The following is a 25,359-nucleotide window of genomic DNA, read 5'->3' as shown; positions in this document are numbered from 1 at the left end:
GATGGAAAACTGGAGTGAACCCCTTGGACTGGACCACGGGGACGACCGCGAAGTTGAACCGCCGGCCCTGGCTTGCCTCGCCAGCAGTTAAGTTAAAGCGCATGGCCGCCAAGGATGCGGCTTCCGGCAAGCTCCGAAGGAAAACCAGCCAGCCACAGGCCGGGATTTATCCGCCCTGATACGCCTTCGGTGGACCAGGTTGCGCAAGTGTCTGGATAGAGCGCTGCCACCAACCCACGTCGTGCCAGGCGTTCAACTTGTAGCCGACCTTTCGGTAGATCCCGAGCGGCTCAAACCCCATCGATTCGTGGAGCGCCACACTCGCGGCGTTCGGAAGGGCAATACCGGCAAAGGCTTGCGCGTAACCCAGTGTCTTCAGTTCCTCCAGCAGCGATTTGTATAGCTGTTTGCCGATGCCTTGGCCGCGGGCGTCATTGCGCACATAGGCCGTCACGTCCACGGACCACTGGTAGGCGGCCCGTTCGCGATGCTTGCTGGCATAGACATAGCCGCTGACCTGGCCTGAAGCATCAAGACTCACCAGCCAGGGAAAGCGCTGCAGCGTGGTCGCTATGCGCGTCCCCATTTCGTCGGCCGTTGGCGGCTCCAGCTCGAACGAAATGGCTGTCTCGCGCACGATCGGGGCGTAGATCGCGGCAATGGCGGGGGCGTCATCTGTCGTAGCGGTACGGATATTCATGGTTAAACGCGCGTGGGTAAGGGCGTTGCCGAAGTTTTCTCGTCCGGCATTTTGGCAGGAGCCGCAGCGCTCCAGATGCGCAGACCCCAAGGGCTGCGGAAATCCACAAGGGCCCCGTTAGTAGACACCGATCGGTTTGAACTGTCCAGACGCGGCCCCGGCGCCAGCCAGCGCGAAATGGCGGAGTGGTGGGGAGTGCCCGCTCCACCTCCGCTATCGCGCTGATGGAAACCCCGGATACGCGCATAGGAAACCGGACTGCCGGCCTCTCATGGATGCTGGAGCCCGGCGCATGGAGCCACAGCGGAGCCTTGATCGCGCCGGGCGCCTGACAGGCTTTATTCGGGACCGATAGCGGGATAGTCGATGTACCCTTCCGCGCCACCGGCATAGAACAATTGCGGCCGCACTTCGTTCAACGGCGCACCGGTTTTCAGGCGCGCGACCAGGTCCGGATTGGCCAGTGCCATCGCACCCAGGGATTCCATGTCGGCAAGGCTTGCGGCGACGTCCAAGCCGACCTGCTCACGCTTGCGGCCTGGGCGGTTCACGATCAGCGCCCCGCCGAAGCCCTTGCGGATGTCCGCCAGGAGGGCGTCGTTGCCCGCATGGAGGACGTGCAGGTAAGCGATGCCCATTTTTTCGAACTCCGCCGCGAGGTAGCGGTAAAGATCATCATTGTCCCGCCCCTCGGCGATGCCGCCCGCGGGGAATCCCGGCGATACGCGGATGGCGGTTTTCTCGGGGCCGATGGCATCGGCGATCGCGCGTGCCACTTCGATGGCAAAGCGCGCGCGGTTTTCCATGGAGCCGCCGTACTCATCGGAGCGCTGATTCGCATTGGGAGCGAGGAACTGGTGTACCAGATAGCCGTTCGCGCCGTGTATTTCCACGCCGTCCGCGCCCGCTTCCACGGCACGCGCGGCGGCGTGTGCGAAGTCGGCCACGGTTTGCCTGACTTCGGCGGTCGTCAGCTCGCGCGGTGCGGGAATGGCCTGCATGCCCTTGACCGTGAACATGTCGACGCCGGGCGCGATCGCCGATGGCGCGACGGCTTGCCGATGATGCGGTGTGTTCTCGGGATGCGAGATACGTCCCACGTGCATCAGCTGCACGAACAGGCGCCCGCCGGCGGCATGGACGGCATTCGTTACCTTGTGCCAGCCGGCGACATGCGCGTCGGTGTAGATGCCGGGCGTGGCGAGATAGCCCTGCCCGTCGTCGGAGGGCTGGGTGCCTTCGGTGATCAGCAGGCCCATGGTCGCGCGCTGGGCGTAATACTCCGGCGCCAGATCGCTGGGCGTTCCGTCGGGCTTGGCCCGGCTGCGGGTCATAGGCGCCATGGCAAGCCGATGCGGCAGTTGCAGCTTGCCGACCTTGATGGGGGACCAGACATCATTCATTTCATATCTCCTGGGATACATGGGTTAAAAAAAGGGGATGCCCGTTTTCGAAACGGAGCGTTGGGAAGCAATTCGCGGGTGCGTTTCGGCGTTGCGTTGGAGGCCTTTTAAGCGCCGGTTCAGTCGGCAAACGTCACCACGGTCTTGCCGCGTTGTGGATGCGTCCGGTTGCGTTCGATGGCCGCAGCCAGCTCCTCCAGGCGCACGACAGCGCTGACCTCGGACTGCAAGCGGCCGTGCACCACGTCATCGGCGATGGCTTGCAAGCGCGCGGTATCCGGCGTGTTCTGGAACCAGAGGCCGCGGCGGCCCACCGGCGTGTTTGCCGCAATGTCGGGTGATGCGGTACTGACGACGGTGCCGTTTTCGGTAAGCACGGCCCATGAGCGGCTCAGCACGTCGCCGCCGGCGTAGTCGAGCACGAGGTCGATATCGCTCACGAGGTTTTCAAACTGTTCCCTGTCGTAGGCGATGACATGGTCCGCGCCAAGACCGCGGACATAGCCGCTGTGGCTGTCCCGGGCGGTGGCATACACCACGGCGCCTGCCTGGTGCGCGTACTGCACCGCGAACCCGCCCAGGCCGCCGGCCGCGCCCTGGATCAGGATGCGCTGCCCGGGGCGGATCTCGCCGGCAAGGTGCAGGCTTTTCCATGCAGCCACCGAAGCCAGGGGCAAGGCGGCGGCTTGCACGAAGTCCAGCGCGTCGGGCACCGGGCTCAAATTGGCCTCGTTCACCGCGACCAGGTCGGCGTAGGCGCCCAGGCCGCCGAGCGGGCCCATGACGCGATCGCCTGTACGCAGCCGGGTAACGCCCGCGCCCACCGCTTCAACGACGCCAGCGAGTTCTATGCCCAGGACGGTCGGCAATTGCAGCGGGAAAGCGTCGCGGACATAACCCTCGCGCAGCTTCCAGTCGAGCCCATTGACGCCGGCGGCGTGGACGCGGACCAGCACCTGGCCCGCCCCCGCTACCGGCGGCGCGACCGACGAGACCTTGAGGGAACCGGGGCCGCCGTATTCCGTCAGTACCAATGCACGAATGTCATTCATGAGAAACACCTTTGAGGTTTTGTTGCGTAGGACTCGACAATAGGGTGTTTCACATTGGATTCAAAGACTCTAAAATTGATACTTGTCGTATCAATATTGAGACACTATGGATTTAAATGCCCTTGGGGACTTTCAGCTGGTCGCCACGCATGGCGGTTTTGGAAAGGCCAGCCGCGCCAGCGGCCGGTCCAAGGCCACCTTGTCACGGCGTGTCGCCGATCTTGAGGACGCATTGGGTATCCGGCTGATCGAGCGAGGCACCCAGCGCCTGGAGTTGACGGAAGCCGGCCAGCTGTTGCTGCGCAGAACGGAAGGACCGATGCACGAGGTTGCCGATGCGGTCACGGCGGCGCGAGACAGCCTTGCAGCGCCGCGAGGCCGTCTGCGTGTCGCGGCACCGCTGCTGTTTTCGCAAGTGGCGCTCGGGCGGATTGCCGCGCGGTTCCTGGCGAGCTATCCGGAAGTGCAGATCGAAGCCGTGGCGGAGGATAGGCTCGTCAATCTCGTCGACGAGCATTTTGACGTGGCCATCCGCATCAACCCCTCCCGGGATAGCGCCCTGGTCGGCAGGTGTTTTGCCAAAGACCGGATGGTGCTTGCTGCCGCACCCTCCGTTCAGATGCCGACGGGGCGTAAAGACACGCCTTTTGGCGTTCCGGCAGTCGTGACGCCCAGCTATCGCGACGGCGATGTCTGGTCCGTCAACAATGGTCAGTTCACCATCGAGCCGCAACCTGTTCTACGCCTGTCTTCGCTTCTGATGGTGCGCGACGCCATCGCCGGCGGCGCAGGGGCGGCCATGATGCCGCAATCCATCATTGGAGACCTGCTTGAAAAGGGCGCACTCGTGTCCTGGGGCATTGCCGGCGACGAAGTGGAGCTTTGGGTTCTGCACACCTCCCGTCGTTTGCAGAGTCCCAAAGTCCGGGCCTTCGTGGAATTCATGTGCGCCCAGTACCCCAGTGGCTCGTTTGTCGTTCAAACCTGACTTTGCCTCCCCCGGCCTCCAGCCCGAGGGATTCATCCCGGAATTGGTTCCGGGTCAGCTTGCGAGCGCAAGGCTCGCCACCTGGACAAACCAGCTGATGCCCAGCGGCAGCACCTCGTCGTTGAAGTCGTAGCTGGGATGGTGCAATGAGGGGCTGTCTTCGCGCCGCGGGCTGGCGCCCTGGCCCAGCCAGAGGTAGGCGCCGGGCCGGGCCTGGAGCATGAAGGCAAAGTCCTCGGAGGTAAAGGCCGCCGAGGGCGCCATCGAGGCCTTCAGCCCCGCGGCTTCAGCGGCGCGCAGGGCCAGCGCCGCTTCCTGCGGCGTGTTCACGGTGGCGGGGTAGTAGCGCACATACTCCACCTCGATCGTGGTGCCGCTGGCCTGGGCCACGCCTTGCGCGATCTGCCGGATGGACGCTTCTAGGGTGTCCTGCACGTCCGCATCAAAACTGCGCACCGTGCCCGTGAGCTCGACCGCCGAGGGCAGCACGTTGTGCGACTGGCCGCCGCTGATGCGCGTGACCGAGAGCACCGCGTTCTCGGTCGGTGGAATCCGGCGTGAGGTAATGGTGTGCAACTGGGTGACCAGCTCGCTCGCGGCGAGCACCGCATCGGGCGTGCGGTGCGGCTGGGCCGCATGGCCTCCCCGGCCGCGGACCACGATGTCGAAGCGATCGGCCGCCGCCATGATGGCGCCCGGCCGCGTCTGGGCGGTGCCGGCGGGCAGCTCCGGCCAGTTGTGCAGGGCATAGACCGCGTCGCAGGGGAAGCGCTTGAAGAGCCCTTCCTGGACCATCACGCGTGCGCCGCCCCGGCCTTCCTCGGCCGGCTGGAAGATGAAGTTGACGGTTCCGTTGAAGCGGCGCGTGCGCGCCAGGTGGCGTGCCGCGCCCAGCAGCATGGCGGTGTGCCCGTCATGCCCGCAGCCGTGGTGGATGCCGGGGAAACGGCTGGCATAAGGCTTCTCGCCTTGCTCAAGAATCGGCAGCGCGTCCATGTCGGCGCGCAGGCCCACGCTGCGCCCCGCGCTGCCGGCGCGCAGCACGCCGACAACACCGGTGCCACCTATGCCTTCATGCACTTCCAGCCCCAGGTCGCGCAGGGCCGAGGCGACGATGCCGGCGGTACGGTGCTCCTTGAAGGCGAGCTCCGGATGCGCATGCAGGTCGCGCCGCAGCGCGACCAGCTCGGGCAGCAGGTCGGCAATCTCCCCGGTCATTGGAAGGCCTGGCGTGCCGCCCGAGGCTGGCTGGCAGCCGTGAGGTACTGCCCGGGCGTCATGCCGAACACGGTCTTGAAGTGCCGCGAGAGATGGCTTTGGTCGTAAAAGCCCGCCTCGCTGGCCGCGCTGGCGACCGGCATGCCCTGCCGCATCAGGGCTTGCGCGCGCGCCAGGCGCAGCCGGCAGATATAGCGGTGCGGGGACACACCCACCTGCTGGCGGAACACGGTGGCAAAGCGCCATACGCTGAGCCCGGCGAGACCGGCCAGCTCCGACAGCGCCAGCGCCTGGTTGAGGTTCTCGTTGATGTGCCGCTGCACACGCTGGATCGCTGCGGCCGATCGGGCGGGCGCCGGAAGGCTGGAAGAAGGGTTCATGCTGCAAGCGTAGGCTGGGCCCGCCGGAGATGGCACCGGAAACAGGCGCCGGCGCAGCAGCAAATGTCGAATCAGGTCGGGCTGCAGCAAAAGCTGCGGCCCCCGGCCTGCTCAGCGCGCTCAGGCGTGCGGCTGCATCAGCTGCTCGATGGGGTAGTAGTTCTTGACGAAGGGTGTCTTGATGACGATGTAGCTGAAGTATTTTTCGATGCCGATGTTGGCCTCCAGCAAGCCCTCGACGATCTCCTGGTAGTGGTTCACGCCGCGCGTGACGAACTTCAGCAGGTAGTCGTAGCCGCCGCTGACCAGGTGGCATTCCACGATCTCGTCGATGGGGCGTATGCTCATCTCGAACTTGACGAAGTCCTCGCGCTTATGGTCCTGCAGCGTGACTTCGGTGAATACCAGCAGCGTGTCGCCCAGTTTCTCGAGCCGGATCTGCGCGCCGTAGCCGGCGATGTAGCCGGCTTGCTCCAGCCGCTTCACGCGCACCAGGCAGGGGCTGGGCGACAGGCCGACGGCGTCGGCGATTTCGACGTTCGAGGCGCGCCCGTTCTTTTGCAGATGGCACAGGATGCGCAGGTCAAGGCGGTCGAGTTTGGGGTTGCCGGTGGATGTATTCATCGTTACCCCATTTAAGCAAGTTCCACGCCCAAGTCAATCAGGTCAAGCCAGTGCGCGCCGCACCTCGGGCTGTTCGAGCACGGTGTCCAGCGTGCGGTTCAGCCGCTCGAACATCTGCTCGAACTCCGAGGGCGTGAAACACAAGGCCGGCGCAAAACCCAGGATGCTGTCGCCGAAAGCGCGGAAGATGAGGCCGTTCTCGTAAGCCGCCTTGGCGATGCGGTCGGGCAGCTGCAGCGCCGGGTCGAAGCGGGCCTTGGTGTATTTGTCGCTCACCAGTTCGAGTGCGCCCAGCAGCCCGCGCGAGCGTGCATCGCCCACCAGCGGATGGCGCAACATGGAGCGCAGCCCCGCTTCGAAGTGGGGCGCGACGCGCTGGCCGTTGGCGAGGATGCCGCCCTCTTCGTAAAGGCGTATGACTTCCAGCGCTACGGCGGCGCTCACCGGGTGCGCGGAGTAGGTGGCGCCGTGGCCCACCAGCGCACCTTCGGGCGTACCGTCGGCGATGCCGGCGTACACGCGCTCCGACATCAGCAGCGCGCCCATGGGCGCGTAGCCGGATGTCAAGCCCTTGGCCACCGTCATCAGGTCCGGCGACACGCCCTCGGCGTCGCAGGCGAACATGGGGCCGGTGCGGCCGAAGCCGGTGATCACCTCGTCGGCCACAAACAGGATGTCCAGCTCGCGGCAGGCCTGGTGCATGGCCTTGAGCCAGCCCGCGGGCGGCACGATCACGCCGCCCGAGCCCTGGATAGGCTCGCAGAAGAAGGCCGCGACGTTTTCCGCGCCCAGCGCGTTCACCTTCTCGCGCAATGAGGCCACCGAAGCCGCGATCAGCGCCTGCGGGTCATTGCCCGCGGGGCTGCGGTAGAGGTAGGGCGAGGGGATGTAGTGCTGCTCGGGGCGCGGCAGGTCAAAGCCGCGGTGGAAGGCGGGCAGGGCTGTGAGGCCCGCGCCGGTGGACGATGAGCCGTGGTAACCGCGTTCCAGCGCAATGAAATGCTTCTTGGCCGGCCGGCCCGTGCTGTTGTAGTACTGCACGATAAGCCGCACGGCCGCGTCCACCGCCTCGGAGCCGCCGAGTGTGAGGTATACGTGCTTCAAGCCCGGCGGCGCGATCTCCACCAGCTTGGCGGCCAGGCGTATGGCCGGCTCGCTGGCGTAGCTGAAGTAGCCGGTGGCGTAGGGCAGCTCGCGCATCTGGCGCGCGGCGGCCTCCACCACGCTTTCATGGCCGTAACCGATGTTGACGCACCACAGGCCCGCGAAGGCATCGAGCAGTTCGCGGCCGTCGGCGTCGCGCAGCCAGGCGCCCTTGCCGGAGCGCAGCACCGTGGCGCCGCGCTGCTCATGGCCGCGCCAGTTGGCCACGGGGTGGATCAGGTGCGCCCGGTCGAGCGCCACCAGCGAAGAATCGAGGGAAAGGGTTTTGGTGGACATCATGGGCACAAGCTTAGGCGCGAGTGCGCAGCGGGTGCTGCGGCTTGTCCCCTTGCGCGCGCACGACCATGCTGTTGTTTGCGGGCCTACGGTAGAAGATTCTGCGGGCCTGGGGCTGTTTGGCTGGTCCTAGTACCCGCGCGAGCGGTCCACCACGCCTTCAAGCGGCAGGCCGAAGGCGTAGCGCCGCAGGTTGTCCAGCAGCGCTTCGCCCGCGGTTTCCGCCTGGGTCGCGCTGGCGATATGGGGCGTGAGCCAGATGCGCGGATGCTGCCAGAACGGGTGGCCCTGCGCCGGGGGCTCCGGCTCGCAGACATCCAGGACGGCGGCCGAAAGCCGCCCGCTGTCCAGCGCGGCCAGCAGCTCCGCTTCCACCAGGTGGCCGCCGCGCGCGGCGTTGACCAGGCAGGCGCCTTGCGGCAGCGCGTCGAACACGCGCCGGCCCAGGATGCCGCGTGTTTCGGGCGTGAGCGGCAGCAGGCACACCAGGATGTCGGTGCGGGCCAGGAACTCGTCCAGCTGCGCCTCGCCGCTGTAGCAGCGCACCCCCGGCTCGTTGCGGCTGGAGCGGTTCCAGCCCGCGCAGTCAAAGCCGAGCAGCCGCAGCTGCGCCAGGGCCGCGCGCCCCAGCATGCCCATGCCCATCACGCCCACGCGCCGCGTGGAGGCCGGCCGCACGGGCCGTTCCTTCCATTGGCTGAGGCTTTGCTGGTGCAGGTATAGCGGCATCTCCCGGTGCAGCGACAGCACGGCCCAGCTGATGTATTCGCACATGCAGGCCGTCAGGCCCGGCTCCACCATACGCACGACGGTCAGCCCGGGCGGCAATGCAGAGAAGTCGAACTGGTCCACGCCGGCCCCTACGGAGAACAGGATCTCCAGCTTGGGAAGGGTTTCGGTGATGCGCGGCGGGGGCTCCCAGGCCGCGAGAAAGCGCACCTGCGCCGGGTCTTCGATTTCCGGCCAAGTCCAGAACGGCAGCTGCGGCATTTTGCGCGCGAACTGCTCGGCCCACACCGCCCCGCGCTGCGCGGGGCCCTTGTACAAAAAAGCCATATCAGTTTTCCATGCAACTAGACGGTACCCGCGGCCTACGAACGCGAAGAGCCGAGGCCAGCGCCATCGCGGAACCGGCTTTGCCGGGCCGCAGGTGGCGCCCCCTTGAGGGGGGAGCAGGCTACACGAAGTGAGCCTGAACGGGGGTGGGCCATTCCTAGCCCATAGCCTGACTGACCAGCGCCCAGCCACCAAATGTCGGCCCGCGTTCCAGCGGCCCGCCGCGCACCATGGTCGTCACCGTGTCCACGCGGGGCAGGCCCTGCGCCTCCAGCCATTCAGGCAGCCCGCTGGCGGCGTCAACGTCGATGCGCAGGAACTTGCCGGCATAGTGGCTGCACCAGTGGCCTATGAGTGCCTGCGCCCCCGCAAGATCGGGTGCCACCACGGGGCCGATGGCATGGCCGCGCCCGAAGCGCCGCACGACGGAAAAGCCGACGGCTTCGCCCCCGCTTGCCAGCACCACCGCCTCGCCGTCGGCCAGCAGTTTGCGCAGCATCGCCTCACGCGGCATGCCGGCGCTTCGCGCATCGAGCGCGGCCAGTGTCTTCGCGTCGTTGCGGCCCAGCGGGCGCAGCCGCATGCCTTGCGGCAAGGCCACCAGCTGGGCCGGGGCCGCCATGCCCTGGTGCTGCCGGACCTCGCCCGTGATCGCAAAGCCCATGCGTTCGTACAGGCCGCGGCCTTCGGGCGTGGCGTGCAGCAGCACGGTGCGCCCGTCCAGCCCGGTCATCACCGCGTGCATGAGGTGCTGGCCCACGCGCTGCCCCTGCATGCGCGGCGCCACCACCACCAGGCCCACCGTCGCGTGCTGTTTGCCCCACTGCCAGTGCACAGCCGTGCCCACCAGTTCACCGTCGCGCACCGCGGCCACGCCCTGGCCGTGCGCTACGGCGAACTGCCAGTCTTCCAGCCGGTGCGGCCACTGGAACTCGCGCGACAGCGCCTGCGCGGCTTCAAGGTCATTCGTCGTCAGGCGCCGTAACGACACCCCGTCGGGCAGGGCGCGGCCCACCGCCGCAAGTGCGGCCTGTGGATCAAATATGTGGTCGGACATAGGGCTTTCCTTCAAAACTTCCGCTCGTCAATACATCGATACATCGATCGCGGTTTGGGGGTGATGATGCTTGGCGGGGTGATTTGAGGCTTGTACGATCTTGGCGCCCGCCGCCGCCGCCCGCAGAACGGCACAAAGCGCCTCGTGCCCGCCGCAGTCCGGATGAATACTTTGCGCGTACCGCGCAGAACCGCAACAACTGCGGCGAAGGCTGCCTACGATTGCTTCCTGTATTGAAGCGATTGAATCGATTGAACCACCACTTTCATCACGTCACCACACCACCCACGAGGCAAACCATGATCTTCCGTCCCAAGTACATCACCTTCGACTGCTATGGCACGCTCACCTACTTTCGCATGCACGAAGTGGCCCACGGCATTGTCGGCGACCAGCTGCCCGCCGAGCGCATGCAGCAATTCATCAAGGACTTCAGCGCCTACCGGCTCGACGAGGTGATGGGCGACTGGAAGCCTTACGACCAGGTGCTCAAGTCTGCCTGGCAACGCGTGTGCAAGCGTCACGGCGTTCCCTACCGCGACGAAGACGGCCAGAAGTTCTACGACGCCGTGCCCACCTGGGGCCCGCACACCGACGTGCCTTTCTCGCTCACCCGCGTGGGCCAGAAGATCCCGCTGGTGATCCTGTCGAATGCGATGAACGAGCAGATCCATTCCAACGTGCGCAAGCTCGAGGCGCCCTTCCACAAGGTGTACACCGCCCAGGACGCCGGCGCCTACAAGCCGCGCCTGCAGGCCTTCGAGTACATGCTCGACCAGCTGGGCTGCTCGCCCGACGACATCCTGCACGTGTCTTCCAGCCCGCGCTACGACCTGATGTCGGCCCAGGACATGGGCATCAAGAACAAGGTCTTCGTCAACCGCGGCCACGAACCCAAGCCCAGCGAGCTCTACAGCCACGCCGAGATCCGCGACATCAACGGCCTGCCCGCGCTGGTCGGCCTGTGACCTGAAAGGAAAAGACACTGTGAGCAACCTGACTTTCTTCAAGCTGGATGACCTGGGCGAGGGCCGCGAGAGCCTGCCGGTGCCCGAGAAGCTTTTGGCGGGTGACCCGCGCTTCACGAACTGGGACGTGGATCAGACCGCCGACGGCAAGCTGCGCACCGGCGTGTGGCAGACCACGCCCGGAACGCTGCGCTCCATCAAGGGCGGCGTCTGGGAGTTCTGCTACATCCTGTCGGGCGTCTCGGAGCTGGTCGAGGACGGCGGCAAAACGTACCGCGTGCAGGCCGGTGACGCCTTCGTGATGAAACCGGACTGGGTCGGCGTGTGGCGTTGCATCGAGACCACGCGCAAAATCTGGACCATTTACGGCAGCGCATGAAGCTCGAATCCTTCTGGACCGATACCACCGCGCCCTTCGAGGGCCGCAGTGACGAGCTGCCCGCCAAGGCCGACGTGGTGGTTGTGGGCGGCGGCTTCACCGGCCTGTCGGCGGCCCGCAGGCTGGCCATGCGCGGCGCCCGCGTGGTGGTGCTGGAGGCATCGGTGGTAGCCGCGGAGGCCTCGGGCCGCAACGGCGGCCATGTGAACAACGGCCTGGCCGTGGACTATGCCACCGTCGCCGCGCGCGTCGGCGTCGAACGCGCCGCCGCCTGGTACCGGGCCTACGACGACGCGGTGGACACCGTGGAGCGCATCGTGCGCGAAGAGGAGATTGCCTGCGATTTTCACCGCCGCGGCAAGCTCAAGATCGCCGGGCGGCCTGCCCATTACGAGGCGCTGGCGCGCGGCTTCGAGCGCCTGCGCCGCGAAGCGGATTCCGAGGTCGAACTGGTGCCGCCGCAGCGCATCCACGAAGAGGTCGCTTGCGACCGGTTCGCCGGCGGCCTGCTGTTCAAGAAAAGCGCGCAGATGCATATGGGCCAGTTCGGCCGGGGCCTGGCGGAAGCAGCAGCCCGGCGCGGCGCGCTGATCTATGACCACGCGCCGGTGCAAAAGCTGCAGCGCCTGCACGGCCATGCCTACCGCGTGCACACGCCGCGCGGCACCGTGGACGCCGACCAGGTGCTGGTGGCCACCGGCGCCACGCGCCATGGCGCGTTCTCCAGCTTCTCTTACTGGCGGCGCCGCATTGTGCCCATCGGCAGCTTCATCATCGTGACCGAGCAGCTCGATCCCGCCATGGTGAAAGCGCTATTACCGCAGCGCCGCACCTACACCAGTACCGACACGCTGCACAACTACTTTCGCCTCACGCCGGACAACCGCCTGGTGTTCGGCGGGCGCGCGCGCTTTGCGCTGTCCAGCCCGCGCTCCGACGCCAAGAGCGGCCAGGTGCTGCGCGAGCAGATGGTGGCGATGTTCCCGCAACTGCGCGACGTGCGCATCGCCTACTGCTGGGGCGGCATTGTCGACATGACGCAGGACCGCCTGCCCCACGCCGGTGAAACCGAGGGCCTCTATTACTCCATGGGCTACAGCGGCCATGGCACGCAGATGTCGGTGCACATGGGCGAGTGCATGGCCCGCGTGATGGCCGGCGACCTGGCGGCCAACCCCTGGCGCGACAACCCCTGGCCCGCCATCCCTGGCCATTTTGGCACGCCCTGGTTCCTGCCCGCCGTGGGGCTGTACTACACGATCAAAAACAAGTTCGCCTGAAAAGGCCCCACCCCCGAGGAGACATAACAATGACAGAACAACAGCTGACAGGCAGCAGCCTGATCGGGCCGGAAGAAAGCCGCCGCATCATGGGCCAACTGCAGGGCGGCGCCAGCCGGCGCGACGTGCTGGCTATGCTGATGGCCGGCGGCATGCAGGCCACATTGGCGGGCGGCCTGGCCTCCGCGGTGGTTGCGGCGCAAGCGGCAGCGCCGCGCAAGGGTGGGCGCATCAAGGTGGCCGGCGCGGCTGCCTCACTCAACGACACGCTGGACCCGGCCAAGTTCTCCAACCATAGCGACTACATCCGCGGCTGCATGTTCTACAACGGGCTCACCTCACTGGATGGCAGCCTCACACCCCGGCCGGCGCTGGCTGAGGAATTCATCACCACTGACGCCAAAACCTGGGTGTTCAAGCTGCGCCAGGGGGTGACCTTTCATGACGGAAAACCCTTCACGCCGGCCGACGTGGTGTTCTCCATCATGCGCCACAAGAACCCGGCGACCGGCTCCAAGGTCAAGGCGCTGGCCGAGCAGATCGAAGAGGTCAAAGCCACCGGACCGCATGAAGTGACCATACGCCTGGCGGCGCCCAATGCCGACCTGCCCGTGATCCTCGGCACCTGGAGTTTCCTCATCCTGCGCGACGGCGTCAGCGATGTGAACGCGCACATGTCGGGTGTAGGCACCGGTCCTTACAAGCTCAAGGACTTCAAGCCAGGCGTGCGCTCTGTGGCCGTGCGCAACGACCGTTACTGGAAGCCCGACCGCCCTTATCTGGACGAGATCGAGTACGTAGGTATAGGTGACGAGGCAGCGCGCGTCAACGCATTGCTGGCCGGTGAGATCGACCTGACCATGGCGATCAAACCGCACTCGGTGGACCGCATCAAGAGCAGCAAAAAGCACGCCATCTTCGAGACCAAGGCGGGCCTGTACACCGACCTCATCATGCGCCGTGACAGCGGGCCCGGCGCCAACCCGGACTTCGTGCTGGCGATGAAGCACTTGTTCAACCGCGAGCAGATGCTCACGTCCATCCTGCTGGGTTTTGGCGAGGTGGCCAACGACCAGCCCATACACCCTAGCGACCGTTTCTATTTCAAGGGGCTCAAGCAGCGGGCCTACGACCCCGAAAAAGCCAAGTGGCATGTGCAGAAGGCCAACCTCGGCAGCGCGGCCATCCCGGTGGTGGTGTCGCCCGCAGCCTCCAATTCGGCGGAGATGGCGCTGGTGATGCAGCAGGCGGCGGGCCAGATCGGGCTTAACCTGGAAGTTCGCCCTATGCCGGCCGACGGCTACTGGTCGCAGCACTGGATGAAGCACCCCGTGGGCTTTGGCAACATCAACGCGCGGCCGTCGGCCGATTTGATGTTCACGCAATTCTTCAAATCTGATGCGCCGACCAACGAGTCTGCCTGGAAAAACCCCAAATTTGACCAGCTGCTGCTGGCCGCGCGCGCGCAACCCGACCAGGCCAAGCGCGCCAACATGTATGCCGACATGCAGGTCATGATCCACGAAGACAGCGGCATCGGCATTCCCCTCTTCATGTCCAGCATTGACGGGCACAACAAAAAGCTCAAGGGCCTGTCGCCGATTCCGCTGGGCGGCCTGATGGGCTACAACTTTGCCGAGAACGTCTGGCTCGACGCCTGACCGCATTGACGGCCGTGAACACCACTGCCAACAGGCTGGTCCGGGTCACCGCCTGGGTGCCGGCCATGCTCAAGCACAAGCTGGCGGCCGGGTTCAGGCCGCGGGCTTGAGGATCGCCGCGTCAACCTCTATCCAGCTGCGCCGCGATGAGATTGAGCGGATGCGTGCGCTTGCGCGATGACTGGCGCAGGACGATCCGGCTGGTGAACTTTCCGATCCCGATATCGTCCTGCAGCAGGCGCTCCATCAGCGCCTGAAAATGGCCGACGTTCGGCGCCACGATTTTGAGCAGGTAGTCGTAACCGCCGCTGACGTTGTACCACTCCACGATTTCGCCGTGCCGATTCAGGGCCTGCTCGAACGTGCGAAAGTCCGCAGGCCGGTGGCTGCTGATCGTCACTTCGGAAAAAACGACCACACAATTGCCCAGCTTCTCCAGCGCGATGTCGGCGCCATAGCCGCGAATCACGCCGATTTCCTGCAGCCGTTTCGTTCGTACCAGGCAGGGGCTCTGGCTGAGGCCCACGGCTTCCGCCAACTCGACATTCGAGCAGCGCCCCTCGCGCTCAAGGTGCGCGAGGATCTTGAGGTCGAAGCGGTCCAGGGACATTGCCGGGGTCATGGCCGGATGGTAGCGCCGGATGCTGGTTGCGGCTAGGCCATTCGCGCTTCAGCCAGGGATTCGTCGAGGGCCTGGATGACGAGGCCGGCCTGGTCCGCCGAGAGCACCAGGGGCGGGCGGATCTTGAGCACGTTGTGCCCCATCGCACAGGCGCTGATCAGCACGCCCTTGTCGCGCATCCGGTTGACCACCTGGCTCGTCAAGCCGCGGTCCGGCGCGCGCGATGCCCGGTCGGAGACGAGTTCGACCCCGACAAACAGGCCCGCCCCGCGCACGTCACCGATGGCTTCGTGCCGGGATGCCAGGGCGGCGATGCCGTCGTGAAGAATCCTCCCCACTTGGGCGGCATGCTGCACCAGCCCGTCCCGCTCTATGGTGTCCAGCACCGCCAGCGCCGCCGCGCAGGAAACGGTATTGCCCGCGAAGGTGTTGAAGTAGCGCGAACTCTTGCCGAATTCCGCCAGTACGTCGGCAGTCGCCAGCAGACCCGCGATGGGTTGGCCGTTGCCCATCGGTTTGCCCATGGTCACGATGTCGGGCTGCAGGCCGTGGCGCTGGAAGCCCCAAAGATGTTCGCCGGTCCGGCCGAACCCGGGCTGGACTTCGTCGGCGATGAAAATACCGCCGGCCCGCTTGATCGCGTCGACCGCACCCTTCAGGAAACCCGCCGGCCCAGGGAGTATGCCGTCGCTGGTGAACAGCGAATCGACAATCAGCGCGGCCGGCTTGATGCCATGGCGCTTCAGGTCGGCGATGGCCGCCTCGACGTCGCGGGTGAAGCGTTCGGACAGGTCGGCGCCCCCGGCGTGGTACAGGCGCGGCGCCGGCACCAGGCGCACATGGGCGCCGAGATCGACGCTCACGCCCAGCGAGGGTGAGAACTTGGACACGGCATCGGTGATGCCGTGGTAGGCGGTGTCGGTCACGATCATGCCGGTGCCGCCGGTGTGCACCTTGGCGATGCGATAGGCGAGGTCGTTGGCCTCGCTGCCGGTGCAGGTCAGCATCAGGTGGGCTAGGTCGGTCCCCGGTACGCTCGCCAGCAGGCGTTCGGCCAGTTCGAGGATCGTGTCGTGCAGGTAGCGTGTGTTGGTCGCCAGCGTCTGCACCTGCCGGCAGATGGCCTCGGTCACCGCCGGGTGGCAATGCCCCAGCGAGGTCACGTTGTTGTAGGCGTCGAGGTAGCGGCGCCCCTCGGGGTCTATCAGCCAGGCGCCTTCGCCCTTGACGATGTGCAGCGGCCGTTCATACATCAGGCGGTAGGCCGGGCCGAGCAGGGCGTCGCGTCGCGCGATCATTTGCGCGGTGGCCGGGCCCACGTCGGCGCGGCCGGGAATATAGGCGTTGACCATGTTGAGGTCGGTGGTGCTTTTCATGGAGTGGCTCCTGTGGGTAGGTGTACGCCGGCCAGCAGCCGGTCGCGTGCGGTGTCGCGGGAAAGATCGGCCATCTGGGACAGGCCTTCCCACGCCGCGGGGTTGTGTCGCATGATGTAGGCGCGGTTTTCGGGGTAGCGCGCGGCGCGCCATTCCGAAATCAGCGCCGTGATGAGGTGGCGCGTGGCCAGGAGGTCGGCAAGGACCTCCTGTTCGGCGTCGGCCAGCGGCAGCACCGCGTGATAGGCGGCCACGAACTGGGCCGGCCCCTCGAAAGGGTCGAGGCAGCCGGCCATGTGGAAAGCGGCGGCAGTCGCCACCTCGCCGACCAGCGGCGCATGCACCATGTCGCCGAAGTCGATGATGCCCACGATGCGCGCTTGATCGTTGGGAGCGACCAGCACGTTGTAGAGGTGGTAGTCGTTGTGGATCACCTGGGACCGCAGCGATGACAGGCGCGGCAGCACGTGCACCTTGAAGCGCTCCATGAATACCTGGGCCAGCGCGCGGCGCTTGCCGTCCACGAGGCTGTCCAGCTGTTCGGTCAGCCGATGCGCCGTGGCGACGTTCCACAGCAAGTCATGCGCCGCGCCCGGATGCGCGAAGCCGTGCAATGCGCGGTTCAAGCCGGCAAGCCCGGCCCCCATGGCATGCCGTTGCGCGGCGGTGCGCTCGGTCTGGCGGATCTGGATGCCGTCCAGGTAGCTCAGCATGCGCACGCGTGTCTGGACACCCTCGGCGAGCTTGATGGTGTCATGCGTGTGCCCTTGCAGTGTCCGCACGACGCGGGGCACCGGCTGCTCCGGTGCGGCGCGGGCAATGTGCTCGAGCGCCGCGATCTGGAAGTCGACCACCGCGGGCGGTTCGGAGGGGTTGCTGATCTTGAAGACGTAGCGGCGGCCGTCCGACGCCTCCACCAGGCAGTTCTGGTCGCGTTCGCCCGCCAGCGGCTGGGTGCTGCCCTCGATGCCGTAGAGGCGATGGACCAGCGCCTCCACCGCCGCGGGGGCCAGGTCGGGCGCGGTGGTGCTCAGCTGGGTCATAGGCCGAGCAGACCGGGAAGCTGGCGGACGTCGGTCAGCTTGCTGACACCAAAGTTTTCGGAGGTCGGCTCGTGGCCGCGGTCAATAAAGGCCTTGGCCATAAAGCCCAGGTCGGAAGCCGTCATCAGGTCGTAGCGAAAGCTCGACGAGACATGCATCATCTGGTCGGGCGGGCAGCCGAGCCGGTCGAACATGTATTCAAAGGTCTGGAAGCGCGGCTTGTAGGCGCGCGCTTCCTCGGCGGTGTAGACCGCGTGGAACTTCGCCTTCAGGTGGGCAACGCTCGCCGGGATCAGGTCGACCATCGAGTTCGAGAGGATCACCAGAGGGACGTGCGGTGCGATCGCCTCCAGCACCTCGACAACATTGGGATGCGGTTGCCAGGTCGGGATGGCGTCGTACAGCGCCACGGCGTCCGACGGTTGATAGTCGATGCCGTGCGCCTTGCACGCGCGCTGGATGGAATTTTCCACCACGTTGAAGAAGGGCTTCCACTCGCCCAGGACTTCGTCGAGGCGATAGGCGCGAAAGCTGTCCAGGAAGGCCGGCATGCGGCCGGCCGGCACGCGGTCCGTGAACAGGCGCTTGGCGGTGGGGCCCATCTCGAAGTTGATGAGCGTGCCGTAACAGTCGAAGCTGATGAATTTGGGTTTGAATGTCATAGAAGGATCCACGCTGTTGAGGTGGATACAAGTCTATGAATTCGCCGCCTTTTGAAATGCCGCATTCACAGGCGGCGCAAGTGGAATCCGTTTCAATCCGGGCTCTTGCCGGAACTTTGCATGGCCCCGGTTTTCCGCCGCCGCGTCCGCGGCGCGCCTCTTAGAAATCAGCCACCTTGCCCCAGGCCGATGCATTGAACCGCGCAGGATCAAAAGGCTTGGGGTCAAAGATCGGCTCGGCTCCGGACACGATGTCGGCGATCAGGTGGCCCGCGCCGGGGCCTATGCCGAAACCGTGGCCTGAAAAACCCGCGGCCAGGATCAGCCCGGGCACCTGCGGCAGTTCACCGATACCGGGCACGCCGTCGGGCGTGCTGTCGATATAGCCCGCCCAGGTGTTGGCGATGCGGGCTTCACGCAGTGCGGGCAACAGCTTGACGGCACGGCGATGGGTTTCGCGGACACCCGCGGCGTCGGGCCTGGGGTTGAGGATGCGCGCCCGTTCCATGGGCGTGATGTCGTCCAGCTTCCAGCGCGCGCGGGTTTCGTGGCCCCAGCGCATGCCTTCCAGGCCGCCGGGGAACACATTGCGCCAGCGCTTGGCGAACATGGGGATGAACTGCGGCGCGAAACGCAGCAGCTGCGGCGTGGGGTCGGCGCGCCCGCGGCCGCTGATGGCCAGCACGTAATGGCCGTCGGGGCGCCGGGTGACGGCAACGTTGGGGCCGGCCAGCGCGGCCGGCAGTTGCTGCGCCGGCGGAGCCACACGCACGATGGACTGGCGTATCGTGGCCAGCGGAAACCGCACGTCGAGCTGGTTGCAGAAGGACGATGCCCATGCACCGCCCGCGAGAACCGCGGCGCGGGTTTTGATGGTCCCGGCTTCGGTGACGACGCCGCTGAGGCGGCCACCCTCCATCTCGATGCCGCGCGCGGCGCAGTTCTGGTGGACCGTGCCGCCCAGCTTGATGAGCGCGGCCGCAACAGCCGGCGCCGCCTTGGCCGGGTCGGCCGTGCCGTCGCTGGGCGAGAAGACGCCGCCTTTCCACGCGCGGCCGGTGGCCCGCCCGCGTTCGGAAGCTTCGCTGCCGCTGAGCATGTGGGTGGTCACGCCAGCGGTGATCGCGAACTCGCGCCACTTGGCCCAGCCCGCAATCTGGGCCTCGTCGTCGCTGAGGTAGAGCAGGCCGCAGCGCTTGAAGCCCGTGTCTTCGCCGCTGTCGGCGGCAAACTGGTCCCAGAGCTCCAGGCTGCGGGTGGCCATGGGCAGCTCGCGCGCGTCGCGGTTCTGCTGGCGGCACCAGCCCCAGTTGCGGCTCGATTGCTCGGCGCCTATGCGGCCTTTTTCGACCAGGGCGACCGACAGCCCGCGTTTGGCCAGGTAGTAGGCGGTAAACACACCGATGATGCCGCCGCCGATCACGACGACGTCGGCGCTGGCCGGTGGGGTGGGCGACGTCTCCAGGAGGCGCAGGGGTTGCGGCAGGGTAGGTGGCATTGTCGTTGCGGCGCCCTGGGCGCGGTGCATGGTCAGCGGCGGGTTCATGCTGCCATGGTAGGGGAGGGAGGGCAGCCGGTACTGCCGGATTGCGGCCCCCCCGCAATGGACAATGCTGTTCTCGGCGGATGCCAAGGAGAATCTGCTTTGGAGCCGCCGCCCATCATGCCGCCGGCCCCGTGCAAAGCCCGCCCCCCGGGGCCCGATGGCCCGGCCGGCTGCCTATGCTGCGCGCCGCCCTGAATACCGGGGTTTCTGTGCCGCCGCCGTGTGAAAACAAGACTTTGTGCAAGCCCTTCGTGTTGTACTTGTCCACACAGGAATGGAGAAACATCACCGTGAAAACACTGCTGCTCAAGAAAGAAGACGTCCGCGGATTGATCCGCATGAAGGAAGTCATAGTGACGGTGGAGGAGGCCTACAAAGCCTTCAACAGCGGCCAGGTGATACAGCCCCCCTACATCGGCATCGACCTGCCATCCCATCGCGGGGAGATTGACTTCAAGCTGGGCTACAACCAGGGCAACGAAATGATCTCCATGAAGGCGTCCTCGGGCGGGTTTACCGGCAACCCGGAACAGTACGGGGTTCCCAACGGCATGGGGACCGTGCTGCTGTTCGACGGCATGAGCGGCGCCCTGGTCTGCGTGATGGACGGAAGCCTGCTCACAGGCCTCAGGACCGGCGCGTGCGGCGCCGTTTCGGTCAAGGCGCTCGCAAGAAAGAACGCGAGGAAGATCACTTCGATAGGCACCGGCAACCAGGCCAGGATGCAGATACGCGCCATCAGGGAGGTGATGAAGATCGAAGAAATCCATGCCTGGGACCACCATCCCGAGACGCTGGCCAGGTACAAGGCGGACATCGAGAGCGAGTTCGGCATTCCCGTGGTCATGGCCGTCTCCAAGAAGGAGGCCGTAGAAAACGCCGACATCCTGATCACCACTACCCGCGGGAAAGGCTCCTTGGTTGAAGCCCAGTGGATCAAGCCCGGCACGCACATCGTCGCGATCGGTGCGGATGCGCCAGGCAAGCAGGAACTGGATCCGCAGATTTTCCGGGGAGCGAAAGTCGTCGTCGACTCCATCGCGCAATGCGTCGAAAAAGGCGAAACACAGCATCCCATCAACGCGAAAATCATCGCCCAGGGCGATATCCATGCGGAAATCGGCGAGATCCTGCTGGGCAGGAAGCCGGGGCGGGAGAACGACGAGGAGATCACCCTCTTCGACGCCACCGGCATGGCCATCCAGGACAACACGACGGCGGCGAAGATTTACCGCAACGCCATCGAGAACAAGGTCGGCGCCTTCTTCGATTTCCTCGAATAAGATTTCACCGGAGCAATAAAAAAGCCGCTCAGCGGCTTTTTTTTGCTCCAAATGCTTGCTCCGGGTATTTGCTCGAACTGCGCTTATCCAGCGTCTTTGTAGATCTCGGCCAGGTCGCACAGGTCCCAGTTCCCGCCGGTCAATACCGTGCAGACCTTCTCATTCGGCCTGAGCTTGACAAGGCCGGCCAGCAAGGCCCCGACGCCGATGGAAGCTGCGGGTTCGGCGATCAGCTTGGCATCTCTCGCCAGCGCGCGCATGCCCGCGACGATGTGCTCGTCTTCCACGAGGATGATCTCGTCCACGTACTTCTCGATGATGGGGAACGGGTTCTGGCCCGGAACGCTGATTCGCAAGCCATCCGCGATGGTGTTCTTCAGCGGAAGCGAGGTGCGTTCTTTGTTGATCCGGCTCTGGAAGTACTTGGGCGTCAAGGCGGGTTCCGCGCCTATGACACGCACCGACGGCTTGGTTTCCTTGATGGCGGTGGCGATTCCCGAAATCAGGCCGCCGCCGCCCAGGGGAACGATGACCGTGTCCACATCCTCCAGGTCCTCCAGGATCTCGCATCCTATGGTTCCCTGGCCGGCCATGACCAGCGGGTCTTCGAAGCCGTGGACCGCCGTGTACCGGTTCTCTTCGGCGAGCTCGCACACCCTTTTCCATCGGGCGGCCGTGTCGCCGTCGAAAAGAATGACTTCCGCTCCCAGGGCCCGGGTGTTCTCGATCTTGATCCTGGGCGTGGTCACCGGAACGACGATGATCGCCTTGACGCCCAGCATCCTGGCGGCATAGGCGATGCCCTGGGCATGGTTGCCCGAAGAAGTCGCAATCAGGCCGCCCGCGATCTCTTCTCTCGGGAGCGACAGCGCCTTGTTCAGGGCTCCCCGAATCTTGAAGGCGCCCGTGATCTGCAGGGTTTCAGGCTTGAGATAAAGCTGGCAGCCAAGGGCTGGCTCGATCTTCTCTGCCCGCAACAACGGCGTATGCCGGATGTGCGGCTTCAGCCGTTCCCGGGCTTCCCGGATGTCCTGGAGGGTCGGGTAGTTGCGCATCTTGTTTTTTGCTTTTCGAATATTGTTTCAGCCCGGCGCACCCTGCCAGCCCAGGATGGCCTTGGTCTCCAGGTATTCCTGCAGGCCTTCCAGCCCATACTCGCGGCCGTTGCCCGAGCGTTTGTAGCCACCGAAGGGGGCGTTGGGGTTCCAGGCCGGGTAGTTGATGTGAACCTGCCCGGAACGTATGCGTGCCGCGACCGCGCGCGCCGCGAACAGGTCCCCGCCCTGGACATGGGCGCCCAGGCCGTAGAGCGTGCCGTTGGCGATCTCCACGGCCTCGTCCACGCTGTCATAGGGAATGATGGCCAGCACCGGCCCGAAGATTTCTTCCTGTGCGATGCGCATCTGCGGATTCACGTCGGAGAAGATGGTCGGGCGCGCGTAGAAGCCGCGCTCCAGGCCCTGCGGCCGGCCGGGGCCGCCGCAAATGAGCCGCGCGCCTTCGGCGATGCCCGCATCAACCATTTCCTGCACACGGTTGAACTGCGCGCGGTTGGCCACGGGGCCATGTGTGGTCTGCGGTGAGCGCGGGTCGCCAACAACGAATGCGGCGGCTGCTTCACAGGCGATCCGCTCGACTTCCGCGAGGCGTTCGCGCGGCACGATCATGCGCGTCGGGGCGCTGCAGGACTGGCCCACGTTGCGAAAGCCCGCGGCCACGCCCGCCGGCACGGCGCGAGCGAGATCCGCATCGGGCAGGATGAGGTTGGGCGATTTGCCGCCCAGCTCCTGGGCCACGCGCTTGACCGTAGGCGCCGCAGCCTGCGCCACCAGGACACCGGCCCGGTTCGAGCCGGTAATCGAGATCATGTCCACGTCGGGGTGCGTGGCCAGGGCGGCGCCGACTTCCGGCCCACTGCCGTTCACCAGGTTGAAAACGCCCGGCGGGATGCCGGCGTCGTGCAGCACCTGGGCGAAGAGCAGGGCGCTCAGAGGCGACAGCTCGCTGGGCTTGAGGACTATGGTGCATCCCGCCGCCAGGGCCGGGCCGACCTTGGCGGTGATCTGGTAAAGCGGCCAGTTCCAGGGCGTGATCAGGCCGCACACGCCTATGGCCTCGCGCATCAGGGCCATGCCCTCGCGGTGGATGACAAAAGGGTAGCTGCCCGCGTTGTCGCGGGCCACGCGGATGTGCTCTGCCGCCATGGGAACCTGCGCGCTGCGCGCCGTACTGATCGCAGCGCCCATCTCCAGCGAGATCGCCTGGGCAAACAGCTCCGCCCGTTCAAGGATCAGGCTGTGCACGCGGCCAAGAAGCGCAGCCCGGCTTTGCGGCGAACTGACGGACCAGGTCTTGAAGGCGAATCGCGCCGCGATCACCGCCTCGTCCACGTCCTGCGCATTGCCCAGGGCGATCTCCGCGACGGCATCCTCCGTCGATGGGTCGATGACGCTGGTTCGGTCGTGCCCCATGGGTAGCACCCACTCGCCGCCTATGTACAGGCGGTCCAGCAGGCCGCTGCTTGTGAGTTGCTCTACGAGGCGTTTCGCGTCGCCATTTCCCATGATTGCCCTCTCAATAAGAATCGAAGTCATGGTACGCCCCTGCCCCGGAATTGATCTGCCGTTTAGGCGCGGGCATTCGGCATGAACAGTGCACAAGCGGCGCACAACCGCAGCATCTGCGGCGGCTCTTCAATAGCATTCATTGGAAGGCGCCGGCGACGTCGCCCAGGCTTTGCACCACCCTTGCAGGAGGACGTTTTCATGCGCTTTTGTCCCAAGTCCAGCGGCTCCGACCGCCCTGGCGCACCGGCCTGCGACACCCGCGGGGCGTGGGCCGCAAGCCGCCGCAGGCGCACCGCACACCATGCCGCCGGCCATCCACAAAACCGCAGTTTTAACCACGCACCCCCGTACGATCAAGGCATATCCCCGGTCGCGCGGTGCTCCAATGCCTTTACCCCCCACGAGAAACCAGGAGAACACCATGGCAGATAAGAAGCAGCTGGACGGCCTGATCGGCCCTGAAGAGAGCACGCGCATTCTTGGTGCGTTGCAACGCGGTGCCAACCGGCGCGACGTGCTGGCGATGCTGGCGGCCGGCGGCATGCAGGCCACGCTGGCCGGCGGCATTGCCGGGATTGCCGCGAGCGCGCAGGCGCAAACGCAAACGCCGCGCAAGGGCGGCCGCATCAAGGTGGCGGGCGCGGTCTCCTCCGTGAGCGACACGCTGGACCCGGCCAAGCAGGCCAACCAGGCCGACTACGCCCGCGGTTTCACCTTCTACAACGGGCTGACCTGGCTGGACAGCAGCCTCGCGCCCCAGCCCTCGCTGGCCGAGGAGTTCACCACCAAGGACGCGAAGACCTGGGTCTTCAAGCTGCGCAAGGGCGTCACCTTCCACGACGGCAAGCCGCTGGCGCCGGCCGACGTGGTGTTCTCGCTGATGCGGCACAAAAACCCGGCCACCGGCTCCAAGGCCAAGGTGCTGGCCGACCAGATCGAGGACGTGGCGGCCACCGGCCCCAACGAAGTCACCGTGCGCCTGGTGGCGCCCAATGCCGACCTGCCGGCCATCCTGGCCACCTACCACTTCCACATCGTCAAGGACGGCACGACCGACTTCAACGCCGGCATAGGCACCGGCCCCTACAAGGTCAAGGAGTTCAAGCCCGGCGTGCGCTCCATCGGCGTGCGCAATGAAAACTACTGGAAGCCCGGGCGCCCCTACCTGGACGAGATCGAGTACGTGGGCATCGCCGACGAGTCGGCGCGCGTCAACGCGCTGCTGGCCGGCGAGCTGGACCTGATCGGCACGGTCAACCCACGCTCCATCGACCGCATCAACGGCAGCGGCAAGGCCGTCATCTTCGAGACCAAGGGTGTGTCGTACACCGACCTGATCATGCGGCGCGACAGTGGCCCGGGCGCCAACCCGGACTTCGTGATGGCCATGAAGCTGCTGTTCAACCGCGAGCAGATGCTCAAGTCCATCCAGCTGGGCCGCGGCGTGGTGGCCAACGACCAGCCCATTGCCCCAGGCAACCGCTTCTTCGCCAAGGGCCTGCCGCAGCGCCCCTACGACCCCGAAAAAGCCAAATGGCATCTGAAGAAGGCCAACCTGGGCAGCGCCGCCATCCCGGTGGTGGCTTCCTCCGCCGCAACCAGCTCGGTGGAAATGGCCCTGGTGCTGCAGCATGCCGCGCGCGGGGCCGGCCTGAACCTGGATGTGCGCAACATGCCGGCCGACGGGTTCTGGTCGCAGCACTGGATGAAGCACCCGGTGGGCTTCGGCAACGTCAACACACGCCCCACGGCCGACCTGGCCCTGACGCTGTTCTTCAAGTCCGACGCACCGTGGAACGAATCGGGCTGGAAGAACGAGAAGTTCGACCAGCTGCTGGTGGGCGCGCGCGCCGAAACCGACGCGGCCAAGCGCACCCAGATGTACGCCGACATGCAGGCCATGATCAACCAGGACAGCGGCATCGGCATCCCGATGTTCCTCTCCAGCCTGGACGGCCACAACAAGAAGCTCAAGGGCCTGCAGACGAACCCGCTGGGCGGGATGATGGGCTATGGCTTTGCTGAACACGTCTGGCTGGAAGCATGAAGCACCC

General features: G+C 65.9%; 23 protein-coding genes. 7 read left to right on the top strand and 16 right to left on the bottom strand.

Going from position 1 to position 25,359, the window contains the following annotated elements:
- Positions 1-166: 166 nt before the first annotated feature.
- The 3 genes from ACEN9P_RS07480 to ACEN9P_RS07470 form a co-directional block, all read right to left on the bottom strand.
- Positions 167-700: an arsinothricin resistance N-acetyltransferase ArsN1 family B gene (locus tag ACEN9P_RS07480; protein WP_495621566.1), complete on the bottom strand. Its 534-nt coding sequence runs from the start codon at positions 698-700 to the stop codon at positions 167-169.
- A 338-nt stretch (positions 701-1,038) separates the two neighbouring features.
- Positions 1,039-2,103: an alkene reductase gene (locus ACEN9P_RS07475; protein ID WP_495621565.1), complete on the bottom strand. Its 1,065-nt coding sequence runs from the start codon at positions 2,101-2,103 to the stop codon at positions 1,039-1,041.
- Positions 2,104-2,222: 119 nt separating this feature from the next.
- A complete protein-coding gene (locus ACEN9P_RS07470) occupies positions 2,223-3,155 on the bottom strand; it encodes an NADP-dependent oxidoreductase (RefSeq protein WP_495621564.1) in 933 nt (310 codons plus the stop codon).
- Positions 3,156-3,261: 106 nt separating this feature from the next.
- On the opposite strand from ACEN9P_RS07470, the gene ACEN9P_RS07465 reads away from it, so the two are divergent.
- Entirely contained in the window at positions 3,262-4,143 is an 882-nt protein-coding gene (locus ACEN9P_RS07465; protein WP_477662802.1) for a LysR family transcriptional regulator, read from the top strand.
- A 54-nt stretch (positions 4,144-4,197) separates the two neighbouring features.
- Here the strand turns inward: ACEN9P_RS07465 and ACEN9P_RS07460 are convergent, their stop codons facing one another.
- The 6 genes from ACEN9P_RS07460 to ACEN9P_RS07435 all read right to left on the bottom strand — a co-directional run bounded on the left by ACEN9P_RS07460 (position 4,198) and on the right by ACEN9P_RS07435 (position 9,918).
- Positions 4,198-5,361 (bottom strand): M20 aminoacylase family protein, encoded by a 1,164-nt coding sequence (locus ACEN9P_RS07460; protein ID WP_495621563.1) that lies wholly within the window; start codon positions 5,359-5,361, stop codon positions 4,198-4,200.
- Complete coding sequence (locus ACEN9P_RS07455) at positions 5,358-5,741, bottom strand: helix-turn-helix domain-containing protein (RefSeq protein ID WP_477662800.1); 384 nt, start codon at positions 5,739-5,741, stop codon at positions 5,358-5,360. Before ACEN9P_RS07455 ends, ACEN9P_RS07460 begins: the two co-directional genes overlap by 4 nt.
- A gap of 120 nt (positions 5,742-5,861) precedes the next feature.
- Positions 5,862-6,365, bottom strand: a complete 504-nt coding sequence (locus tag ACEN9P_RS07450; RefSeq protein WP_074579680.1) for an Lrp/AsnC family transcriptional regulator — start codon at positions 6,363-6,365, stop codon at positions 5,862-5,864.
- A gap of 42 nt (positions 6,366-6,407) precedes the next feature.
- Positions 6,408-7,808, bottom strand: coding sequence for an aspartate aminotransferase family protein (locus ACEN9P_RS07445; RefSeq protein ID WP_477662799.1), 1,401 nt, complete (start codon positions 7,806-7,808; stop codon positions 6,408-6,410).
- A gap of 126 nt (positions 7,809-7,934) precedes the next feature.
- The gene (locus tag ACEN9P_RS07440; protein ID WP_477662798.1) at positions 7,935-8,861 is read right to left on the bottom strand and encodes a 2-hydroxyacid dehydrogenase; all 927 of its coding nucleotides are present in this window, start codon (positions 8,859-8,861) and stop codon (positions 7,935-7,937) included.
- Positions 8,862-9,018: 157 nt separating this feature from the next.
- Complete coding sequence (locus ACEN9P_RS07435; protein ID WP_477662797.1) at positions 9,019-9,918, bottom strand: GNAT family N-acetyltransferase; 900 nt, start codon at positions 9,916-9,918, stop codon at positions 9,019-9,021.
- Between the two features lie 299 nt (positions 9,919-10,217).
- On the opposite strand from ACEN9P_RS07435, the gene ACEN9P_RS07430 reads away from it, so the two are divergent.
- Genes ACEN9P_RS07430 through ACEN9P_RS07415 form a run of 4 tightly spaced genes read left to right on the top strand, consistent with a single transcriptional unit; the run spans position 10,218 to position 14,206 of the window.
- The gene (locus ACEN9P_RS07430; protein WP_477662796.1) at positions 10,218-10,886 is read left to right on the top strand and encodes a haloacid dehalogenase type II; all 669 of its coding nucleotides are present in this window, start codon (positions 10,218-10,220) and stop codon (positions 10,884-10,886) included.
- 19 nt (positions 10,887-10,905) lie between these two features.
- Complete coding sequence (locus ACEN9P_RS07425; RefSeq protein ID WP_477662795.1) at positions 10,906-11,265, top strand: cupin domain-containing protein; 360 nt, start codon at positions 10,906-10,908, stop codon at positions 11,263-11,265.
- The gene (locus ACEN9P_RS07420) at positions 11,262-12,545 is read left to right on the top strand and encodes an NAD(P)/FAD-dependent oxidoreductase (RefSeq protein WP_495621562.1); all 1,284 of its coding nucleotides are present in this window, start codon (positions 11,262-11,264) and stop codon (positions 12,543-12,545) included. Before ACEN9P_RS07425 ends, ACEN9P_RS07420 begins: the two co-directional genes overlap by 4 nt.
- 29 nt (positions 12,546-12,574) lie before the next feature.
- Entirely contained in the window at positions 12,575-14,206 is a 1,632-nt protein-coding gene (locus ACEN9P_RS07415; RefSeq protein ID WP_477662794.1) for an ABC transporter substrate-binding protein, read from the top strand.
- A 121-nt stretch (positions 14,207-14,327) separates the two neighbouring features.
- On the opposite strand, the gene ACEN9P_RS07410 is transcribed toward ACEN9P_RS07415, so the two are convergent.
- The 5 genes from ACEN9P_RS07410 to ACEN9P_RS07390 form a co-directional block, all read right to left on the bottom strand.
- Positions 14,328-14,828, bottom strand: a complete 501-nt coding sequence (locus ACEN9P_RS07410) for an Lrp/AsnC family transcriptional regulator (RefSeq protein ID WP_495621561.1) — start codon at positions 14,826-14,828, stop codon at positions 14,328-14,330.
- A gap of 32 nt (positions 14,829-14,860) precedes the next feature.
- Complete coding sequence (locus ACEN9P_RS07405) at positions 14,861-16,204, bottom strand: aspartate aminotransferase family protein (RefSeq protein WP_495621560.1); 1,344 nt, start codon at positions 16,202-16,204, stop codon at positions 14,861-14,863.
- The gene (locus ACEN9P_RS07400) at positions 16,201-17,247 is read right to left on the bottom strand and encodes a phosphotransferase (RefSeq protein ID WP_495621559.1); all 1,047 of its coding nucleotides are present in this window, start codon (positions 17,245-17,247) and stop codon (positions 16,201-16,203) included. Before ACEN9P_RS07400 ends, ACEN9P_RS07405 begins: the two co-directional genes overlap by 4 nt.
- Positions 17,244-17,909: a haloacid dehalogenase type II gene (locus ACEN9P_RS07395; protein WP_495621558.1), complete on the bottom strand. Its 666-nt coding sequence runs from the start codon at positions 17,907-17,909 to the stop codon at positions 17,244-17,246. Before ACEN9P_RS07395 ends, ACEN9P_RS07400 begins: the two co-directional genes overlap by 4 nt.
- A gap of 160 nt (positions 17,910-18,069) precedes the next feature.
- Positions 18,070-19,395, bottom strand: a complete 1,326-nt coding sequence (locus ACEN9P_RS07390; RefSeq protein WP_495622149.1) for an NAD(P)/FAD-dependent oxidoreductase — start codon at positions 19,393-19,395, stop codon at positions 18,070-18,072.
- A gap of 350 nt (positions 19,396-19,745) precedes the next feature.
- On the opposite strand from ACEN9P_RS07390, the gene ACEN9P_RS07385 reads away from it, so the two are divergent.
- Positions 19,746-20,738 (top strand): ornithine cyclodeaminase family protein, encoded by a 993-nt coding sequence (locus ACEN9P_RS07385; protein WP_495621557.1) that lies wholly within the window; start codon positions 19,746-19,748, stop codon positions 20,736-20,738.
- An 83-nt stretch (positions 20,739-20,821) separates the two neighbouring features.
- Here the strand turns inward: ACEN9P_RS07385 and ACEN9P_RS07380 are convergent, their stop codons facing one another.
- Together ACEN9P_RS07380 and ACEN9P_RS07375 are read right to left on the bottom strand one after the other, a co-directional pair.
- Entirely contained in the window at positions 20,822-21,793 is a 972-nt protein-coding gene (locus ACEN9P_RS07380) for a threonine/serine dehydratase family protein (protein ID WP_495621556.1), read from the bottom strand.
- 27 nt (positions 21,794-21,820) lie between these two features.
- Entirely contained in the window at positions 21,821-23,302 is a 1,482-nt protein-coding gene (locus tag ACEN9P_RS07375) for an aldehyde dehydrogenase family protein (protein ID WP_495621555.1), read from the bottom strand.
- 424 nt (positions 23,303-23,726) lie between these two features.
- Here ACEN9P_RS07375 and ACEN9P_RS07370 point away from each other — a divergent pair, with 424 nt between their 5' ends.
- Positions 23,727-25,352 carry an ABC transporter substrate-binding protein gene (locus ACEN9P_RS07370; RefSeq protein ID WP_477662786.1) on the top strand — a complete coding sequence of 542 codons (1,626 nt, stop codon included), beginning with the start codon at positions 23,727-23,729 and terminating at the stop codon, positions 25,350-25,352.
- The last annotated feature ends 7 nt before the right edge of the window (positions 25,353-25,359 follow it).

The sequence above is a fragment of the Polaromonas sp. Polasp52 genome (assembly GCF_059491565.1).
This window is presented reverse-complemented; position numbering and strand designations above follow the sequence as displayed.

Bases quoted from the DNA above. Each gene is read 5' to 3' on its own strand.
- ACEN9P_RS07380 (WP_495621556.1), bottom strand. From the start codon at position 21,793: ATGCGCAACTACCCGACCCTCCAGGACATCCGGGAAGCCCGGGAACGG.
- ACEN9P_RS07430 (WP_477662796.1), top strand. From the start codon at position 10,218: ATGATCTTCCGTCCCAAGTACATCACCTTCGACTGCTATGGCACGCTC.
- ACEN9P_RS07465 (WP_477662802.1), top strand. From the start codon at position 3,262: ATGGATTTAAATGCCCTTGGGGACTTTCAGCTGGTCGCCACGCATGGC.
- ACEN9P_RS07420 (WP_495621562.1), top strand. From the start codon at position 11,262: ATGAAGCTCGAATCCTTCTGGACCGATACCACCGCGCCCTTCGAGGGC.
- ACEN9P_RS07470 (WP_495621564.1), bottom strand. From the start codon at position 3,155: ATGAATGACATTCGTGCATTGGTACTGACGGAATACGGCGGCCCCGGT.
- ACEN9P_RS07405 (WP_495621560.1), bottom strand. From the start codon at position 16,204: ATGAAAAGCACCACCGACCTCAACATGGTCAACGCCTATATTCCCGGC.
- ACEN9P_RS07435 (WP_477662797.1), bottom strand. From the start codon at position 9,918: ATGTCCGACCACATATTTGATCCACAGGCCGCACTTGCGGCGGTGGGC.
- ACEN9P_RS07395 (WP_495621558.1), bottom strand. From the start codon at position 17,909: ATGACATTCAAACCCAAATTCATCAGCTTCGACTGTTACGGCACGCTC.
- ACEN9P_RS07475 (WP_495621565.1), bottom strand. From the start codon at position 2,103: ATGAATGATGTCTGGTCCCCCATCAAGGTCGGCAAGCTGCAACTGCCG.
- ACEN9P_RS07415 (WP_477662794.1), top strand. From the start codon at position 12,575: ATGACAGAACAACAGCTGACAGGCAGCAGCCTGATCGGGCCGGAAGAA.
- ACEN9P_RS07450 (WP_074579680.1), bottom strand. From the start codon at position 6,365: ATGAATACATCCACCGGCAACCCCAAACTCGACCGCCTTGACCTGCGC.
- ACEN9P_RS07375 (WP_495621555.1), bottom strand. From the start codon at position 23,302: ATGGGAAATGGCGACGCGAAACGCCTCGTAGAGCAACTCACAAGCAGC.
- ACEN9P_RS07455 (WP_477662800.1), bottom strand. From the start codon at position 5,741: ATGAACCCTTCTTCCAGCCTTCCGGCGCCCGCCCGATCGGCCGCAGCG.
- ACEN9P_RS07440 (WP_477662798.1), bottom strand. From the start codon at position 8,861: ATGGCTTTTTTGTACAAGGGCCCCGCGCAGCGCGGGGCGGTGTGGGCC.
- ACEN9P_RS07400 (WP_495621559.1), bottom strand. From the start codon at position 17,247: ATGACCCAGCTGAGCACCACCGCGCCCGACCTGGCCCCCGCGGCGGTG.
- ACEN9P_RS07410 (WP_495621561.1), bottom strand. From the start codon at position 14,828: ATGACCCCGGCAATGTCCCTGGACCGCTTCGACCTCAAGATCCTCGCG.
- ACEN9P_RS07460 (WP_495621563.1), bottom strand. From the start codon at position 5,361: ATGACCGGGGAGATTGCCGACCTGCTGCCCGAGCTGGTCGCGCTGCGG.
- ACEN9P_RS07445 (WP_477662799.1), bottom strand. From the start codon at position 7,808: ATGATGTCCACCAAAACCCTTTCCCTCGATTCTTCGCTGGTGGCGCTC.
- ACEN9P_RS07480 (WP_495621566.1), bottom strand. From the start codon at position 700: ATGAATATCCGTACCGCTACGACAGATGACGCCCCCGCCATTGCCGCG.
- ACEN9P_RS07370 (WP_477662786.1), top strand. From the start codon at position 23,727: ATGGCAGATAAGAAGCAGCTGGACGGCCTGATCGGCCCTGAAGAGAGC.